Origin of the sequence: Pukyongia salina (assembly GCF_002966125.1) — a bacterium.
Classification (GTDB): domain Bacteria; phylum Bacteroidota; class Bacteroidia; order Flavobacteriales; family Flavobacteriaceae; genus Pukyongia; species Pukyongia salina.
On the sequence record NZ_CP027062.1, the window covers coordinates 2702321 to 2720562 of the forward strand.

Genomic DNA, 18242 nt, shown 5'->3' on the forward strand with positions numbered 1-18242 from the left:
TTACCTCTAGCCATGGATGGTCTCTTCTTTACCCAGATCCTTCATGATATCTGCTTCATAATTAAGAAGTTCCTGCCATTTACGATTTACTTCTTCCACACTATCCCCATATTTCCGGGCGTATCCCAGGAAGAGGGTATAGTGATTTGCCTCGCTAATCATAAGTTTTCTGTAAAAACGTGCTAATTTTTTATCCTGTAGTTCTTCGCTTAACAACCGGAAACGTTCGCAACTTCTCGCCTCTATCAATGCAGCATATAACAATCTGTGGATTAATTGTGTTGTTCTGCTGCCCCCTTTTGGGAAGAACTGTGTAAGTTTCGAAACATAATGATCTTTGCGATCTCTTCCCATTACCCAACCACGTTCCAGGATGAGATCGTGAACCATTTTAAAATGACTCATTTCCTCTTCAACCAGGGCGATCATATCCTGAACAAGATCTGTATATTCCGGGAACGACACTATAAGTGAAATAGCCGTAGAAGCGGCCTTCTGCTCACAATAGGCGTGGTCTGTAAGGATCTCCTCTATATTTTTCTCAACAATATTCACCCAACGCGGGTCTGTTGGAAGTTTAAGGCCCAGCATCTTTTTTGTACCATCGTCTTTTTGCTCCATAGAATAAATTAAATATCCAGGTCGAACTCCTTTCTTAGGGTTTCGATCAATGGATTTTTTTCCTTTAATTTCTCATACTTCTCACGGGCGGTGTACGCATAACGCTTGGTTTCCTCTTCGTTCACTTCTATGGACAGGTCGATCTCGTAATTCTGTAATTTATCCCGAAGGAAACCAAGTAATTCGAATTTAGCCCGTTCTACTTCAACTCTAATGGTGTCATTTGGGAAGACGAGATGTATAAGAGTACCGTCAAGTTTCGGAGTTCCCATAGTGAGGTGGGAGAGGAGGTTGTACTTGCCGTCGGTTTCAACTTTTTTTGCATAATCTGCCCAGGCCGTCTGCATTTCTTCTTCTGTGAAATCTGTAACGGGAAGATTTTCCTGATCCGGTTGATTGGCGATCAGTTCTTTTTTTAACTGTTGTTTTTTCTGAATACTTTTCAGAGATAGTGCAGAGACCTTCTTCGCATTTCGTTCCGCGAGAATCTGTGGACGCTCAATAACCCGCGGTTGTTCAATTTTTTCTTCTGAAGGAGAAGGCAGGATGCTCTCGGTAACTTTTTCGGAGATCAATTCTTCCGAAGTAACAGGGATATCGCTATCGGCTGGTACTTTCGACTTAGCCACCGGTTTCTTTTCAGAAGCAATTCCCTTAAAAAATGAAGGAGGAATTACAAAGCGCTTAGGTTGAGACTTTTTTTTTTCGTCTCTTTTAGTGATAGAACCTAACTGCATGAGGCATAGTTCCACCAGAAGCCGGGGATTTCTACTCGATTTATACTTTAGATCACAGTTATTGGCAAGCTCGATGGCTTCAACTAGAAAGGAGGCATCTGTCTTTTGCGATTGTTCCAGGTACATTTTTTTCACCTGTTCACCAACTTCAAGTAATTCGACCGTATCCTCGTTCTTACATACCAGAAGATCGCGGAAATGCGATGCAAGGCCCATGATAAAATGATGCCCATCGAAGCCTTTAGATAAAATATCATTGTAGGAGACTAATAACTGTGGAATATTGTTCTCCAGCAACAAATCGGTAATTGAAAAATAGTATGTATAATCCAGGACATTCAGATTTTCGGTAACCGCCTGCCGAGTAAGGTTCTTACCGGCAAAACTCACCACCCTGTCAAAAATAGAAAGCGCATCCCTAAGAGCACCATCTGCCTTCTGGGCAATGATATGAAGTGCATCATCTTCGGCTTCAATTCCTTCGGAAGTGGCAACTTTCGCCAGGTGCTGTTTTATATCCTGAACCGTGATCCTCCTGAAATCGAAGATCTGACATCTCGATAAAATAGTAGGAATGATCTTGTGTTTTTCGGTGGTGGCCAAAATAAAAATGGCATGTCTGGGGGGTTCTTCAAGAGTCTTCAAGAAGGCGTTGAAGGCAGCCGAGGACAGCATATGTACCTCGTCTATTATATACACCTTGTATTTCCCAACCTGGGGTGGTATACGAACCTGATCGATAAGATTTCGTATATCGTCCACCGAATTATTAGAGGCCGCATCCAGCTCGAATATATTGAAGGCAAAATCTTCATCTTCCTTTTCGGTTCCGTCCTGGTTTATCTTTTTAGCCAGTATACGTGCACAGGTAGTCTTACCAACGCCCCTTGGTCCGGTAAATAACAAGGCCTGGGCGAGATGGTTGTTTGCAATAGCATTGTCCAGCGTATTGGTGATCGCCTGTTGTCCTACCACGTCCTCGAACTGAGTAGGCCGGTATTTTCTTGCCGAAACTATGAAGTGCTCCATATTCAAACAAATATAAAAACCTGCTTCCGCTTTTTAAAAAATAGACTTCCCTATTTTACGCTATTTATTAACATTGGAGTATTTTTGCAGCGCAGGCCGCCTTATCGCGCATCAATTCGTTGATGGGAGGAAAGTCCGGACACCACAGGGAAGCATAGCGGCTAACGGCCGTCGTCGTATAGCTCGTGCTATACGATAGGACTAGTGCAACAGAAAGGATGTACAGGTAATGCTGTAGTGAAATCGTGTAAACTCTATGCGGTGAAATACCACGTAAACTTACATTCGAGGGTTCCCGCCCAACGTAAGAGGGTAGGTAGATAGAACTATTTGGCAACAAATGGTCCAGATAAATGATAAGGGCTCTTTAATGTAAATTGAAGAGAACAGAATCCGGCTTACAGGCCTGCATTTTTTTCTTCATTGTATCGTTGGGTGATAAACGATATACAGTCTTCCAGTTTATAGAAGGCAGCATGCGGCCAGCTGAAGAACTGTTCGGCGAACAAGGCCATGTCGTAGGATTCCTTCGAATAACACAAGGTAGCTATCCCAACGATCTTCAGATCATATTTCTCAATTTCCTTATAATAAAGTGGATTTATGGTGTAATCGTTCTTGCGGTTTGATATATATCCGAAGTGATTATCACCATAATAATGGGAGAATATTTCATAATATTTAGCCATTTCCTGTTGTCCCAGGACGACTCCTTCTTTTACGGTTGCGATAACATATTTTTCGTAAAATTCGAAAACAGCAAACCCTAAATCCAAAAACGAACTCTCCGGAGTCTTCATGCAATTCTGGCTGGTTAATTTAAAATACCCATAAAAGTAGTAATTTAAATCAAATTGAAAATAGCTTCCAATAATTTAGAAAATCTTTACTGAAAGAAGCTGAAAACAGAACCTCCGTACTTCCTGGATTCGTTAAAATGAGCCGCGTCCTGTAGGTTTATATGTTTGGTATGCTCAATGATAAGAGTGCCATCTTCTTTAATGAGATCTTGTTCAAAACACTTGGTTACGAGGGTTTCCAATTGGGAAGGCTCAAAATTGTAAGGGGGATCGGCAAAAATGATGTCGAAAGCAGGTTGCTTAACTTCGAGATATTTAAATACGTCACTCTTAACGGTTTTAATCTCTACTTCAAGCTCCTCAGCGGTACGCTGAATAAACCGCACACATTCGTAATGAGCATCTACGCTTACAATATCTTCTGTACCACGTGAGGCAAATTCATAACTAATATTTCCTGTCCCTGCAAATAGATCAAGGAATCTTAATTCTGAAAAATCGTATCGATTATTGAGAATATTAAAAAGCGCTTCCTTCCCAAAATCGGTTGTTGGGCGCACCGGTAACTTTTTTGGAGCGATGATTCGTTTTCCTTTAAACTTTCCTGCAACTATCCGCATACTTATATAAATTTAAGTAACGGATGTTCGTGAACCAAAGTTCCTTCTAGTTGGTGCTGTAAAATGCTTTCAGGCAAAAACTCGATATTCCGGATATACGTATAAGCGATCTCATACAGCGCATCTTCCTCCTTAATTTGCCCCATCATTACTACTTTGGCACTATCCGGATTGATGTCCAATTGTTCGAAACAGAACAGGATGTAGTAAATAAAATCCTCGGGAGTAATAAAGTGATACGAATTGCAGAGCTTAAGCTGAGATGAAGATTGAACCACAATTTGGAAGTTGGAACGCTCTACGTTGATATAAACCGAAGTTTCTTCAGTAAATCTGGATTCCATCGGAATCATTTCCAGCATAACAGATGCCGAATGATAGAATTGAAAACTCCCGAATATATCGAACAGGAAATTATTGATATTCACGTAAGGCACATAAACGATATGCATATTCCTGGCAGGTACGTCGTCCCACGCAATAAAATCGTTTGCGAGTATCTTCGCATTGAATTTTAAATAATCACTGGCTTTCGCCTCATCAAAAAGAGGTGTAGGTACTGCTGTAAATTCGGAGTTGGAATAGATTACACGAACCGATTCGAATTCGGATGCGTCCTTAACGTGCTCCTTTATAAAGGTGTCGATGTCCAATAATAATTCCTCAGGGGTGCGTTCCTTCTGATACACCATAGAGGAGAAGTGGATAACCTCAGACTTGCTGCTATTGGTCAATAAAAAAGAAAGTCCGGTCAATGAAACTTGAACGGACAGTCTTTTATTTGGTATTGTATGCAAGCTATTTCTGCCTATCGTCTGTGTCATAAATTTTCGGCCAGTTACCACTGGTATCAACTTCATCCATTGATCCAACTTTGATATAAGCCCCGTTTACGCCGTCCACCGAGACAACCTGTTTCTCTTGAGCAAGAAGGTCCTTGTCAAGATCGGAAAGGATAACATCTTTAGCGACCCTGGCTTCGAATACAGAATAGATGGTTCCATTCTTATTGAGCTTTCCTGCACGAAGTTCAAACTTACCATCTACGCCTTCCACAGGAATATTCATCATGGTTTTATAACGGTCGGTACCATGAAATAAGGAATCGCGTACCGGCTTAAAGCTTAAGGTGTCAATAATTATTTCTTCTATAAAATAACCTTCTGTTAATCCAAATGCCTTATTCTTTTCAACATCCGGGTAGCTGGTATCTCGACGCTGGGTCACAGCAAATTGTGCAGTATCTACAAAACGAACCAGGCTATCCCAATCTCCAACAAATCCTCCGTTGATCTCCTGGTAAGCAAGCTGTGCCGCTTTTATGTCTTTTAGATTCTTGATAACCTTTGCATATCGGGCCTCTTTTACTTTATTAAACTCGATGGGTCCCTGAATGGACTTGTAGAGCAAATAACCCAGATAAACGATAATAACCCACAGGATTATAGATATGATCGGATTGAATTTTTTAGGAACGAACTTCTCCAGTAAGAGCACTAATCCAATACTGAGAATAATGCCTATGACAATGTATAAAATCATAATTTATGATATGAAGGTTATATTAGTTACTTCGGTCTATCGCAAATCTACAATTTTTTTTTGTTCACAAAAGTATAATCCGAAAAAATCATGGCTATCTTTAACCCCTTAGTTTGGTTATTACCATATGGATGTTTCTGGTTTCTACAGCCTTTTAAAAAGCGATTTTCAATTTAATGCAACTTCAAAGCAGGATATCACTCTACAACTGCTATCACGATTTGTTTTAAGTGAGGATACATCTGAAGTTTTTCTTCTGAAAGGTTATGCCGGTACGGGAAAAACTACCATAGTAGGAACCCTGGTAAAGAATTTGTGGAAGGTGAAACGCTCCTCGGTACTACTGGCGCCAACCGGACGAGCTGCAAAAGTGATAAGTAACTATTCATCGAAAGAGGCTTTTACCATACATAAGAAGATCTATTATCCTAAAAGCAACAAGAGCGGAGGGGTTTCCTTTACCCTACAACCAAATAAACACAGAAATGTCATCTTTATAGTGGATGAGGCATCGATGATCCCAGATGTGAACCAGGATTCCAAGCTTTTCGAAAATGGTTCTCTGCTAGACGACCTAATGCAATATGTGTATTCGGGGCATAACTGCAGATTGATGCTCATAGGAGACACTGCGCAGTTACCCCCTGTAAAATTGGATGTTAGCCCAGCTCTCGATAAGCGGCTGCTTGAAAACCATTACAACAAAAAGGTTATTGCGATCGAATTGGATGAAGTTGTGCGCCAGGAGAAGGATAGCGGTATCCTGTACAATGCAACCCGTATAAGAGACAGGATAGAGGATTCGCTGTTCGAAGAATTTAAATTGAAAGACCACGACTTTCCGGAAGTTATTCGTCCCGAAGACGGACAGGAACTTATGGATGCGATCAACGATTGTTATACCGAGTTAGGAAAGGAAGAAACCGTGATCATTGTGCGCTCTAATAAACGGGCAAATTTATACAACCAAAATATCCGTAACAGAATATTATTTCAGGAAGAGGAGCTTTCTGCCGGGGATTTTTTAATGGTTGTAAAGAATAATTATTTCTGGATCAAACCACATACCGAAGCTGGTTTCATCGCAAATGGCGACATCATTCAGGTATTGGAGATATTTGGTTTTAAAGAGTTGTATGGATTTCGTTTTGCTGAAGTTCAAGTTCAGATGGTAGATTATCCGAAAATGGCCCCCTTTGAGACTGTGCTGCTCCTCGATACGCTTACTTCCGAAACTCCTTCACTTTCGTACGACGAATCCAATCGCCTTTACCAGGAGGTGGTTAAGGATTACGCAGATGTGAAATCAAACTATAAACGCTTCCTTTCAGTAAAGAACAATAAATATTTTAACGCGCTGCAAGTGAAATTCTCCTACGCAATAACTTGTCATAAATCGCAAGGTGGACAATGGCATACGGTCTTCGTGGAGCAGCCTTACCTACCTGATGGCGTGAACAAAGATTACCTTCGCTGGTTGTACACTGCTATCACCCGCGCAAAGGAAAGAGTGTATTTAATTGGATTTAAAAATGATTTTTTCGACGATTCGCTGTAAACCTTTTTGCATTCCTTACATCTATTCTGTAGAAAAGTACTGCGATAATGTAGAATTCTCTTATTTTTGGGGCCAATAATAAAGATTTCTCAATTGAAAGTAATAGCAATGATACCTGCGCGTTATGGCGCATCCCGATTTCCGGGAAAGTTGATGCAGGACCTGGGAGGAAAGCCCGTGATCGTTCGTACGTATGAAGCCGCTAAAGATACCGGCTTGTTCGACGAAGTATATGTGGTGACAGATAGTGAGATCATCTTCAAAGAGATCGAATTACATGGTGGAAAGGCTATTATGAGCAAAAAGGAGCACGACAGTGGGAGTGACCGGATTGCAGAGGCCGCCGAAAATATGGATGTCGACATTGTAGTAAATGTTCAGGGAGATGAACCTTTTACCAGCAAAGACGGACTGGAGCATGTTTTAAGTGTATTTAACGGGGCGGATGCCGATAAAATTGACTTGGCATCCTTAATGACCGAAATACACGACTGGAAGGAGATAAGCGACCCTAATTGTGTAAAGGTAATTGTCGATAAAGACAATTTTGCACAATATTTTTCGCGCTCCCCAATACCTTATCCCAGGGACAAGAACGCCGCAGTACAGTATTATAAACATAAAGGTATCTATGCATTCCGAAAGGAGGCACTCATGGATTTCTATCGATTACCAATGCGATCCCTAGAAGCTGCCGAAAAAATAGAATGTATACGTTACCTCGAATATGGAAAAAACATCAAAATGGCTGTAACTGCAACGCAAGGAATTGAAATTGACACCCCGGAAGATCTTAAACGGGCGAACAAGGTTTTAAAGGAACAGAAAAAAGATACGGTAAACAATAAGTATCGAAATTTCCCTATGGTGCCTAAAGTGGTTTTCGGTGAGGGGAGCTTCGATCAATTATCTTCTATTTTGGCACCTCAGAGAAAGGACAAAGCGCCTTTTATATTCCTGGTGGATGATGTTTTCGTAGGTGACGAAAAAATTGTCGATAGGATCAATCTTAGATTCAACGATAAGATGATATTTGTTTCTGCAGATGAAGAACCAAAAACCAGCCAGGTTGACGAGATCGTAAAAGAAATAAAATCCGAATTCACTTATAAACCCTCCGGTATCATAGGTATAGGCGGGGGGACCATTCTAGACCTTGCCAAAGCAGTGGCTATTATGCTTACTAATAAGGGAAGTGCTTCAGATTATCAGGGCTGGGATCTGGTACCCAATAAGGCTATCTACCACGTTGGTATTCCAACAATTTCAGGGACAGGTGCCGAAGTTTCAAGAACAACTGTGCTCACCGGTCCTGTTAAAAAACTGGGGATCAATAGCGATTACACGCCTTTCGACCAGGTTATTCTAGACCCGGATCTCACTATCGGGGTCCCAAGAAACCAGTGGTTCTATACAGGGATGGATTGTTTTATTCATTGTGTGGAATCTCTAAACGGTACCTTCCTCAATGCCTTCAGCCAGAGTTATGGCGAGAAAGCATACGATCTTTGCAAGGAGATCTTCGTGGATGGGAATTTGTCTTGCGAAGAGGCACGAGCTAAACTGATGATGGCTTCCTGGCATGGTGGTATGAGTATTGCATATTCGCAGGTAGGTGTGGCACACGCCATGAGTTACGGTCTTTCTTACGTATTAGGTACAAAACACGGCATTGGTAACTGTATCGTTTTTAATCACCTAGAGGAATTCTACCCAAAAGATGTGGCTCTATTTAAACAAATGGTAAAAGCGCATAATATCGATATACCTAAAGGCCTTTGTAAGGATCTTTCGGAAGAGGAAATGGATACCATGATCGATATTGCTTTGAGTCTTGTACCTTTGTGGGAGAACGCACTGGGAGATAATTGGGAATCCATAGCGACCCGGGAAAAATTAAGATCGCTTTACCTAAAAATGTAAAGCATCATCACAACTATTTGATACTTACCAAATTTATATTCCATAAGCTGTTAGGCTGGAAGATCGACGGTGAATTTAACAAGGATATTCCTAAATCTGTAGTCATCGTTGTCCCTCACACAAGCTGGCATGATTTCTATGTCGGGGTGTTTGCCCGAAGGATCCTGCGTACCAAAATTAACTTTGTGGCAAAAAAAGAACTATTCAAATGGCCGTTCGGCGCTTACTTTCGGTGGATGGGAGGAACACCCCTGGACAGGACGGGTGGACTCAATAAAGTAGATGCGATCGCTAAGATATTTTCAGAAAAAAAAGAATTCAGAATGGCCCTGGCACCTGAAGGAACACGGAAAAAAGTGGACCGTTGGAAAACAGGCTTCTACTATATTGCATTAAAGGCTAAGGTACCGATAATCCCTGTTGCCTTCGATTATAAGACAAAAACTGTAAAAGTGGGGGCTGCCTTTTATCCAACCGGCAATCTTGAGGAAGATCTAATAGTCTTACATAAATTTTATGATGGGGTAGTGGGAAAGATTCCCCAATATACTTAGGAGTAATTAGGCGTCTTCTCCGGAGGATGCTTCGTCCATCGTGTGGTACACATTCTGCACATCGTCATCCTCTTCAAGTTTCTCTAATAATTTTTCCACATCCGATGCCTGTTCGGCTGTGATCTTTTTGGTTACCTGCGGGATACGTTCGAAGCCTGAAGAAAGAATTTCAAGGGAACGTTCCTCGAGGTAGGTCTGTATAGCTCCAAAACTTTCGAATGGGGCATAAATAAGTACGCCGTCTTCATCTTCAAAGATCTCTTCAACACCAAAATCGATCAATTCCAATTCTAGTTCTTCCATGTCGATACCTTCTGCATTGATGCGGAAATTACATACGTGATCGAACATAAAAACCACAGATCCCGAGGTGCCAAGACTACCATCACATTTATTGAAATAGGAACGAACATTTGCCACGGTACGCGTATTATTGTCGGTTGCAGTTTCCACAAGTATTGCAATCCCGTGGGGAGCATAACCCTCGAAGATCACTTCTTTGTAGTCGCCCTGACTTTTATCGGAAGCCCTTTTAATGGCTCTTTCGATGTTGTCTTTGGGCATGTTAACCGATTTGGCATTCTGAATTACAGCTCGCAATCGAGAGTTGGCATCCGGGTCGGGACCACCCTCTTTTACCGCCATGACAATATCCTTACCAATACGGGTAAACGCTTTGGACATGGCAGACCAACGCTTCATCTTACGTGCTTTTCGAAATTCAAACGCTCTTCCCATTTATCTCTAATTTTTTATTTACTGCGCAAATTTATAAAATCTGTTAATCGTTCGGAATATGTTTAGCCAAAAACCTCTGGTAGGATTCGTTTAGGTTTCCTATCACGGTTTCACGTTTTTGATTCAGGCTTGCATTCGTTCTATTATAATCTTCCACTGCCTTGTTTATAAGAGGCACCTTTTCGTTATACGCGTCGATCTGTTCCTTGGTGCGTTTACGTTCGGGAGTAGATTCTAAGGATTTCCTTATGGCTTCGAAATCTGCATTGGCAACCAGGAAATCGGTAATAACAGGGATCTTGTTTTCAGATTCATCAATAAAGAACTCGAAAACTTTTGTAGTAGCGTCTACTAGCATTCTATCCTTCTTATATAAAGAAACAGTGTCCAGCTTCGCCAGGCCTTCACGGGAACTCTCCAGCAGTGCTGAAGCGCTTTGCTCGATCGCGCTTACATCTTCACGGCTAATCGCGTCGTATAGATATACCTCGTTCATATACACCTTGAAGAAAATTAGGTAAAGTTGATTGTAATGATCAAAAACTTCTCCGGAGATCTTCATTTTCTTACCCAGATCCGAATCGTTCTCAAGGATATCGATGTTATGCTTTCTCGCATAGGCGTAATAATGCATCTCGAATTCCTGTTGAGCCTCGGCCATTTTTTTATTAGCCAATTCCTGTGCAAGCATATAGGCTTCCATCGCATCGTACGATTGTTCTGCAACAGTTTTCATGTCGATGATCTTAGCGTAATCCTGCTGTAACAGGCTCTTGTTTAGATCGAGATTATGCAATACCTGCTTCTTGAATTCATCACCATCAAAGCCTTTCGCTTTTTCGATTTTTAGTATTGCTCGCTCAACAGATTTGATAAGCGAATTTCTCCTACCTGCAATGGTACGATCGTTCTTGCTGTGGGCGATGGCCTTTGTGTATTTCCAGGTGTTTTTCGTTATGATCTGCTGCTCATTTGAAACAAATTCAAGATAGTCTAAAGCAGATTTAAATTGTTGAGAGAATACGGTTTGTGTACTAAAGATTGCCAGAAACACCGCTAGTAATAATGCTCTACTCATATTATTTAATTTCATTGATATCGGAAATAATATTAAAGGCTTCCTCGATAAAGATGTCGTTGCCAATCTCAGCCATGGAAAAAGCGTTGATCTTTTTCTCATCGTCATTGTATTGAAGTAGCTCTTCTGTAGAAGCGGTATTCCTAACCGTTAAAACGCCCTTTCGATTCTCGAAATAAGAAATGAAATCCTTCCATAGTTCGTTATAGCCGTTAAGGTCGCCATACACATTCCGAAGGGTTAACGAATAGATGGTATCTTTTTTAATATAATTGTTTACAAGGGCCTTGTTAAGATCTTTGATCTTACGGAATCCTTCATCCAGGCTCATACGATATTCGCTCTTTTCTTTCAGAAAATTGATCGGGATCTTCCGTTTAGGTTTGTGAGGTACGGTTACAGCCACACTATCGTTAGAGAGAGCAAAATCTATATGCTTTTCACTAATGTCAAGTCCATCGTACATGCTGGGAAAGATAATATCCGGGATCACGCCTCGTGATTGATTGCTTTGTCCGGTGACTCGGTAGAACATATCTGTAGTGATCTTGCAATAACCTAATTCTTCCTTTTCCTCATCCAAAGGAAAGATAGCCTGCATACTCGATTTCCCGTAGCTTACGGCACCAACAATGATCGCCCTGTTATAATCCTGCATCAAACTCGCGAAGAATTCGGAGGCAGATGCACTGTATCCGTTGAGAATGATCACTATGGGTTTGTTAAAAACAGTACCGCGATTGGCATCTCTAACTGTGTAGGTTTCGCCATCCTTGTATTTCAAGATTGAAACGGGGCCGCGGTCGATAAACATTCCGCTAAGGTCTGAAGCTTCCTTCATACTACCCCCGCCATTAAAACGCAGATCGATGATCAATCCCTGAATATTCTCTTTCTTCAGTTTATATATCTCTTTGGCAACATCATTGGCAACTCCCAGACCATTAGGCGATTCGAAATCTGTATAAAAACTGGGAATACTAATATATCCCACAGGAAATTCCTTCTTTACCACATACCCGCGAATTAAGTTTTCCACGGCTTTATCTGCTTTTTTCGACAAATTTACCAACTTAATGGTGCCGTCCTTTTTCTTTATTCTGAAAGTTACCTTAGTATGATTATTGTCTGTAAGGAATGCTGTGATCTCCTCATTCGAAATACATGTGGTTTCAACAACACTCGTTCCCGAACGAAGTGACCGCACCACATCACCTTCTTCTATGGTGCCTTCAAAATACGCAGCGCCTCCAGGCGTTACATAGCTTACCACGATCTCGCCTTCCTCATTCTTATCGGTGTATAAACCAAAGGTCATCAAACTTGTAGATACCGAATTCTCGAACATGGTCTTATCGGTGTTGTTAAAAAAGGTGGTATTCGGATCCTGGTAATTTGTAAAGGCGTTCAGAAACGTCTCGGTGGTAAACCGTTCAATACTGCCTTCAGCATTCTCCATCTCGTCCAATTGACACAACATTTTTTCGAAAACCTTCGGCCTTATTTCGGTTTCGAGTATGTTAAAATTCTTCTCTAACCTTTCTATTAGACTATCTTCTTCGGTCATTTTAGATAATATCTCAAAACGCAATCTTTTGGACCAGTACTTTTTCATCGCGGCTGTATCGTCAAAATATCCGGATTCCTTCGTTCTATAGTACTTAAGGGTGTCTGTACCACTATAGTCCAGTTTTGTATTTCTATACGATTCCAATACCTGTTTGGTCTCGGCAATACGTTGCCTAAGTGTTTTTATATATTTCTGAATAAAATCACAGTTATTGTCTCTTAAGTAATCGTCTATTAGCAGGGAGTCCTTCTTAAATACCGCTATGTCGGCATCTGTAAAGAGGATTTTATCCTCATCAAGCCGTTTCACGAATAATTTATAAACCCCGCTACTTAGTGCATCATCAAAGGGCTTGGGTTTAAAATGTTGTGATTCTACAAGTGATTTAAGGGCAGCCATTTGCTCACAGAATGGTGGTTCAGATTGAGAATTAGCCGCCAGGCTGAATAAGAAAGAAGTAATGAGGCAAAGATTCCTGATCATAGCATTGGGTTGCAAGAAAAATACAAAAATTTAACTTACCAGATCATTAATAATTTTGGCCAGCGCTATGTCTTTTTCGGTAACCCCATCCTCGGTGTGAGTGTATAATGAAATGTGTAACTGGTTATACACATTGCTCCAATCGGGATGATGATCCAGCTTTTCTGCTTCAAACGCAATGCGGGTCATGATAGTGAAAGCCTCTTTAAAGTTTTCGAATTCGAAACCTGTATGAAGGGCATTATCTGCATATTCCCACCCGGGTAATGATTGTAATTCATCCTGGATTTCAGCTTCGGAAAGTTTTTTCATCTTTATTTTTTTAAGGTAATTATTTCGTCGTGTAAGGTACTACTTTCAATGACTTCGGCAACAGTTATTCTATAGGCTTCCGGCAACGAATTTTCCTTCGGAAGAATCGCCTGGTATTCATCCTCATTACTGCTAAAAACCTTCTTGAAAACTGGTAACTTGTCGCCTATTCGTACAGCGATCTCTCTGAAGATATCGTCGTGATGCACCACATCTGTACTGGCCAGGTGGAAGATATCAATTAAATCCTTGTTGATTATATAGTGAAGCTGTTGCGCGATCTTTTCGGCGGTGGTAACACTTATAATACGCTTGGGGTACACTTCGAATGCCGCGTTGTGCTTTATGGCCTGCCGTAGTTGCATGATGGACGGGGCATTGATACCAAGTATCTCCGGCAACCTGAAAATGGTTGTTTGCAATGGTAATTGTTCCAATAGCAATTTTTCCAGAGCAATGTTAGCTCGCCCCCAATTTGTTTCAGATAGCGGTTTATCGTATTCGTAAGACGGAAACTTCTTTCGGGCGTCGAATACTTCGGCAGACGAGGCAAACAATATCCGGCTCATGGGCAACAGCTCACAATATGAAATGAGTTCGGCATGCGATCTCATAGCTGCTTCCATTTCCGAAGAAAATGTAGAAATGATATATCGAGGCTTTATCTCATCCAGTAGTTTTAACAGACTATCTGTTTCTGCGTTGTATTTAAAAAAGACCTGATTGTCCAGATAAAGTCCGTCCTGGGTACAATAAGTCCCATATACATCGAAGTAGGAGTCCAACTCCCTGTATAAGGCATTGCCTACAAATCCGCTGGCACCAAGTATAAGTATTCTGTTGTGGATCACCCCTTGTAGAACGGTAATTTAACAACAGTGGCAGGTACTACATTCTTTCTTATTTGAATTCCGATGGAAGTACCTGGTTTACTTAGTTCGGTAGGGACATAGCCTAGTCCTATCCCTATATTGAGAGAAGGGGACATGGTACCACTGGTTACCTTACCAACCACTTGCTCACTATCATTTACTATTTCGTAGCCATGGCGGGGAATGCCACGTTCTTCCAGTTGAAAGCCAACTAGTTTACGCCGTACACCTTCTTCCTTTTGTTTGAGTAAGGCTTCGGAGTTGATAAAGTCTTTTGTGAACTTAGTGATCCAACCCAGTCCCGCTTCCAAAGGAGAAGTAGTGTCGTCTATATCGTTTCCATACAAGCAATAGCCCATCTCAAGGCGTAGCGTATCCCGTGCTGCAAGTCCCACAGGCTTGATCCCGTAGTCGGCTCCTGCTTCCAGTACTTTGTTCCATACCTGCTCAACTTCACTGTTCTTACAATAGATCTCGAATCCTCCGCTGCCGGTATAACCGGTTGCACTAATGATTACATGCTCGATCCCTGCAAAATCTGCTACTTTAAAGGTATAGAAACCAATTTCACTTAGATCTATGGAGGTAAGAGATTGCATGGCCTCAACGGCCTTCGGGCCCTGAATGGCCAATAAAGAAAAATCTTCAGAAATATCTCGCATTTCGGCATTCATACTGTTCTTGCTGGTAATCCACTTCCAATCCTTCTCGATATTAGATGCATTTACAACTAACAGCCATTTCTCTGCTTCCAGGCGATACACGATAAGGTCGTCCACAATACCTCCATCTTCGTTAGGAAAACAACTATACTGGGCCTGCCCATCAACCAATTTTGATGCGTCGTTACTACAAACCTTTTGAATTAGATCCAAGGCGTGGGGTCCGGTAATTAGGAATTCGCCCATGTGGGAGACATCAAAGACGCCTACGGCTTTGCGTACTGTTTCGTGTTCGGCATTAACTCCTTCGTAAGAAACCGGCATATTATAACCTGCAAATGGTACCATTTTAGCGCCCAGGGCTTCATGAATATGACTAAGAGCTGTATTTTTCATTGGTGAAATATAATTTTGTGGCAAATGTATTATAATCTGAAGAAGCTAACGAAGGAATTGCTTGATTGTTTTCAACAAGGATGGTAACTTGCATAAAACATTTTTCAACATGAAAGTTTTCTCCGCAGAACAGCTGCAACAAGCAGATAAGGTGACCACCGAAAAGCATAATATCAGTTCTTTAGACCTGATGGAACGGGCGGGAACTCAGATTTTCAATTGGTTACATCAACGGATGCAGGGAGCCCAGGTGCCTGTGCATATTTTCTGTGGAATTGGAAACAACGGCGGTGATGGCCTGGTGCTTGGAAGGCATCTTATAGAACACGGCTATGTTGTACATATCTACATCGCTAATTTCACCGACAAACGCTCTAAATGCTTTCTGATAAATTATGACCGGGTAAAAGAAATTACGAAGAAATGGCCCATATTGATGACTTCGGAAGCCGATTTCCCGGAAATTCATCCGGACGATGTGATTATCGATGCTATCTTCGGAATTGGCCTGAACAGGGCCCCGGAAGGTTGGGTAAAGAAGCTCATACAATATCTCAACGAGCAAAAAGCATTCAGACTATCAATAGATATTCCTAGCGGTCTGCATGCCAACAAACCGGTGGCCGATATGGAAGCAGTGATCATGGCAAATCACACGCTTACTTTCCAGGCGCCAAAATTAGCCTTCTTTCTGCCAGATTCGGGGGATTTCGCCCCATACTTTGAAATTATAGACATAGGCCTCGACCCCGAGTTTTTACACAATACAGTGCCTCTGGCGCATCTTATTTCAAAGCAGGAAGCCAGGCAATTCTATAAGCAACGTAAAAAATATTCGCATAAAGGAGATTATGGACACGTATTGGTTGTAGGAGGTAGCTATGGAAAGATGGGTGCCGCTGTCTTGTCTTCAAAAGCCGCCTACAGGGCAGGTGCCGGCCTGGTTACTTCCTTTATACCGAAATGCGGTTACGACATCATCCAGACGGCCTTGCCCGAGGTAATGGCTATTACCGATGCTTACGACCATTTGATCTCGGAAGTTGATGATATCCCGGAGGTGGAGGCCATAGCAGTAGGAATGGGCATTGGTACGAACGAACGTACCGTAAATGCTTTAAAAAAGCTTTTTTCAGAAACAAAGGCCTCCTATGTCATTGATGCCGACGCCATAAATTGTATCGCATTGGACAAGGATCTGAAAAAATTGATCCCGCCTCAATCTGTATTAACTCCACATCCCGGGGAATTAAAAAGATTAGTAGGTGATTGGAAAGACGATTACGATAAATTAGAAAAGGTAAAAGAATTTACAAGAAAGTATAAATGTATCCTCCTCATTAAAGGAGCGAATTCTATAACAGTACACGAAGATAAACTTTACATAAATACGTCGGGAAATCCCGGAATGGCCACAGGAGGTAGTGGAGATGTATTGTCCGGAATGATCGCGGCTCTGCTAGCCCAGGGATACGACCCTCTACTGGCAACGGTCTTTGCTACCTACCTTCACGGACTTGCCGGAAATATCGTGTCCCAATCCAACAGCTTTGAAGCTGTTATGGCGGGGGATGTGGCCGACCATATTGGTAAAGCATATTTGTCGTTGTTGGAACCGGACCAACCGGTTCAGCAAGACGAAAATGACCAAAAATAAAAAGAGGGGTTTTCCCCTCTTTTAAATTGCTGTAGCTTGTATTAGATTAGTGTTTGCAATAGTTCCTTTAGTTTAGGATCTGATGGTCGTGGCGCATTGGGATCGAAAACGTTTCCATTAGGATCTATAAGGATGAATCGAGGAATTCCGTTGATCTTGTAATTTTTCACAAAATCCGACTCCCATCCTTTAGGAGCCATGATCTGAACGCCTGTTAATTCTTTATCGGCTACCATCTCTTTCCACGCCTGATGTGCTTTCTCCCACGAATCGTCGTGCCGTTTGTCATCGTCTATGGACATACTCACAAAAGCAATATTCTTATCGTGAAATTCGGCTTCCAGTTTTTTCAGATGTGGAATTTCCACTTTGCAGGGTCCACACCAGGTAGCCCATACGTCTACATACACATATTTACCTCTAAGATCTGATAAGGAGGTTGTTCCTCCATTAAAATTCTCGTACTCTTTAAAAACAGGGGAGGGAGCCCCTTTTGGAAAGTCTTTTCTAAGTGAGATTATACCGCCGTAATAGCGCTCATAAGACAGTAATGTAGCGTCAAGTCGTTCTCTGCTATCATTAGTGATCATGGTGTCTATCTCCCCGGCATTTTCTATAAACGCGCTAACCTCGTTTTTTACATTTTCCAAGGCTGCTTTCAACTGTGCCTCATCGAATGAATCGAAATCACCATCCAGCAATTTTTCCTTTAACAGGGCCTCCTCAGCTAAGAAATTATTGTTTTCGGCACCCACACCGGTATATTTTATGGTCTCATCGAACATCTCGGTATCGAGTGTCATGTGTAGGTCATAACCATTTTCTAGAAATAGTGAAGTACCTTCATTACCGTCATAAAAACTGTATTTTCCTCTTACCACTTTGAGAGTGTCACTAAAAGTTCCGTCTTCGTTAACTTTTATGAGCTTGGAATAAGTTCGGTTATAGATCTTAATTTCGTCACTGTTCTTATTTGTAATCTTACCTGTAATTGTTACGTAATCTTTGGGCTTTTCTTCTGCACAAGCGAACACAGCAAGGGCAAACAGAGCTAGAAGGAGTTTTTTCATTTATTTTATTTTAGACAGGC

The 18242-nt window shown here is 41.6% G+C and carries 16 protein-coding genes, 1 other RNA gene and 1 pseudogene; 6 read left to right on the forward strand and 12 right to left on the reverse strand.

Annotated features, from left to right (window positions below):
• Positions 1–6: 6 nt before the first annotated feature.
• Both C5O00_RS12180 and C5O00_RS12185 read right to left on the reverse strand, forming a co-directional pair.
• Entirely contained in the window at positions 7–591 is a 585-nt protein-coding gene (locus C5O00_RS12180; protein ID WP_105217669.1) for a MiaE family protein, read from the reverse strand.
• Between the two features lie 38 nt (positions 592–629).
• Complete coding sequence (locus tag C5O00_RS12185; RefSeq protein WP_105217114.1) at positions 630–2387, reverse strand: DNA polymerase III subunit gamma/tau; 1758 nt, start codon at positions 2385–2387, stop codon at positions 630–632.
• A gap of 88 nt (positions 2388–2475) precedes the next feature.
• On the opposite strand from C5O00_RS12185, the gene rnpB reads away from it, so the two are divergent.
• Positions 2476–2804, forward strand: an RNA gene (gene rnpB / locus C5O00_RS12190) — RNase P RNA component class A.
• 469 nt (positions 2805–3273) lie between these two features.
• Here the strand turns inward: rnpB and C5O00_RS12195 are convergent.
• The 3 genes from C5O00_RS12195 to C5O00_RS12205 are packed head-to-tail and all read right to left on the reverse strand — an operon-like array spanning position 3274 to position 5349.
• Positions 3274–3807 carry an RsmD family RNA methyltransferase gene (locus tag C5O00_RS12195; RefSeq protein WP_105217115.1) on the reverse strand — a complete coding sequence of 178 codons (534 nt, stop codon included), beginning with the start codon at positions 3805–3807 and terminating at the stop codon, positions 3274–3276.
• 2 nt (positions 3808–3809) lie between these two features.
• Positions 3810–4631, reverse strand: coding sequence for a DUF3822 family protein (locus C5O00_RS12200; RefSeq protein ID WP_158676849.1), 822 nt, complete (start codon positions 4629–4631; stop codon positions 3810–3812).
• Positions 4606–5349 carry a hypothetical protein gene (locus C5O00_RS12205; RefSeq protein WP_244592988.1) on the reverse strand — a complete coding sequence of 248 codons (744 nt, stop codon included), beginning with the start codon at positions 5347–5349 and terminating at the stop codon, positions 4606–4608. Before C5O00_RS12205 ends, C5O00_RS12200 begins: the two co-directional genes overlap by 26 nt.
• 127 nt (positions 5350–5476) lie before the next feature.
• Here C5O00_RS12205 and C5O00_RS12210 point away from each other — a divergent pair, with 127 nt between their 5' ends.
• From C5O00_RS12210 to C5O00_RS12220, 4 genes and pseudogenes are all read left to right on the forward strand, one after another.
• On the forward strand, positions 5477–6907 hold the full coding sequence (locus C5O00_RS12210; protein WP_105217117.1) for an ATP-dependent DNA helicase: 1431 nt from the start codon (positions 5477–5479) through the stop codon (positions 6905–6907).
• A gap of 108 nt (positions 6908–7015) precedes the next feature.
• Positions 7016–7726, forward strand: a pseudogene (gene kdsB, locus C5O00_RS14640) (3-deoxy-manno-octulosonate cytidylyltransferase); the annotation flags it as partial.
• A gap of 45 nt (positions 7727–7771) precedes the next feature.
• Positions 7772–8830, forward strand: coding sequence for an iron-containing alcohol dehydrogenase family protein (locus C5O00_RS14645; protein ID WP_244593052.1), 1059 nt, complete (start codon positions 7772–7774; stop codon positions 8828–8830).
• Positions 8831–8847: 17 nt separating this feature from the next.
• Positions 8848–9384: a 1-acyl-sn-glycerol-3-phosphate acyltransferase gene (locus C5O00_RS12220; protein WP_105217671.1), complete on the forward strand. Its 537-nt coding sequence runs from the start codon at positions 8848–8850 to the stop codon at positions 9382–9384.
• Between the two features lie 6 nt (positions 9385–9390).
• On the opposite strand, the gene C5O00_RS12225 is transcribed toward C5O00_RS12220, so the two are convergent.
• From C5O00_RS12225 to gcvT, 6 genes are read right to left on the reverse strand one after another with little or no spacing between them, the layout of a single operon-like run.
• Positions 9391–10122, reverse strand: a complete 732-nt coding sequence (locus tag C5O00_RS12225; protein WP_105217119.1) for a YebC/PmpR family DNA-binding transcriptional regulator — start codon at positions 10120–10122, stop codon at positions 9391–9393.
• A 43-nt stretch (positions 10123–10165) separates the two neighbouring features.
• Positions 10166–11200 (reverse strand): LIC11966 family surface protein, encoded by a 1035-nt coding sequence (locus C5O00_RS12230; RefSeq protein WP_158676850.1) that lies wholly within the window; start codon positions 11198–11200, stop codon positions 10166–10168.
• A gap of 1 nt (position 11201) precedes the next feature.
• The gene (locus C5O00_RS12235) at positions 11202–13253 is read right to left on the reverse strand and encodes a carboxy terminal-processing peptidase (protein WP_105217121.1); all 2052 of its coding nucleotides are present in this window, start codon (positions 13251–13253) and stop codon (positions 11202–11204) included.
• Positions 13254–13283: 30 nt separating this feature from the next.
• Positions 13284–13565 (reverse strand): 4a-hydroxytetrahydrobiopterin dehydratase, encoded by a 282-nt coding sequence (locus tag C5O00_RS12240; RefSeq protein ID WP_105217122.1) that lies wholly within the window; start codon positions 13563–13565, stop codon positions 13284–13286.
• Between the two features lie 2 nt (positions 13566–13567).
• Positions 13568–14416: a sugar nucleotide-binding protein gene (locus C5O00_RS12245; RefSeq protein ID WP_158676851.1), complete on the reverse strand. Its 849-nt coding sequence runs from the start codon at positions 14414–14416 to the stop codon at positions 13568–13570.
• Complete coding sequence (gene gcvT, locus C5O00_RS12250; RefSeq protein ID WP_105217124.1) at positions 14413–15495, reverse strand: glycine cleavage system aminomethyltransferase GcvT; 1083 nt, start codon at positions 15493–15495, stop codon at positions 14413–14415. The genes C5O00_RS12245 and gcvT overlap by 4 nt, the downstream gene beginning before the upstream one ends.
• A 109-nt stretch (positions 15496–15604) precedes the next feature.
• Between gcvT and C5O00_RS12255 the strand changes: the two genes are divergently transcribed.
• Positions 15605–17152, forward strand: coding sequence for an NAD(P)H-hydrate dehydratase (locus tag C5O00_RS12255; RefSeq protein ID WP_105217125.1), 1548 nt, complete (start codon positions 15605–15607; stop codon positions 17150–17152).
• Between the two features lie 41 nt (positions 17153–17193).
• On the opposite strand, the gene C5O00_RS12260 is transcribed toward C5O00_RS12255, so the two are convergent.
• On the reverse strand, positions 17194–18222 hold the full coding sequence (locus C5O00_RS12260) for a TlpA family protein disulfide reductase (protein ID WP_105217126.1): 1029 nt from the start codon (positions 18220–18222) through the stop codon (positions 17194–17196).
• Between the last annotated feature and the right edge of the window lie 20 nt (positions 18223–18242).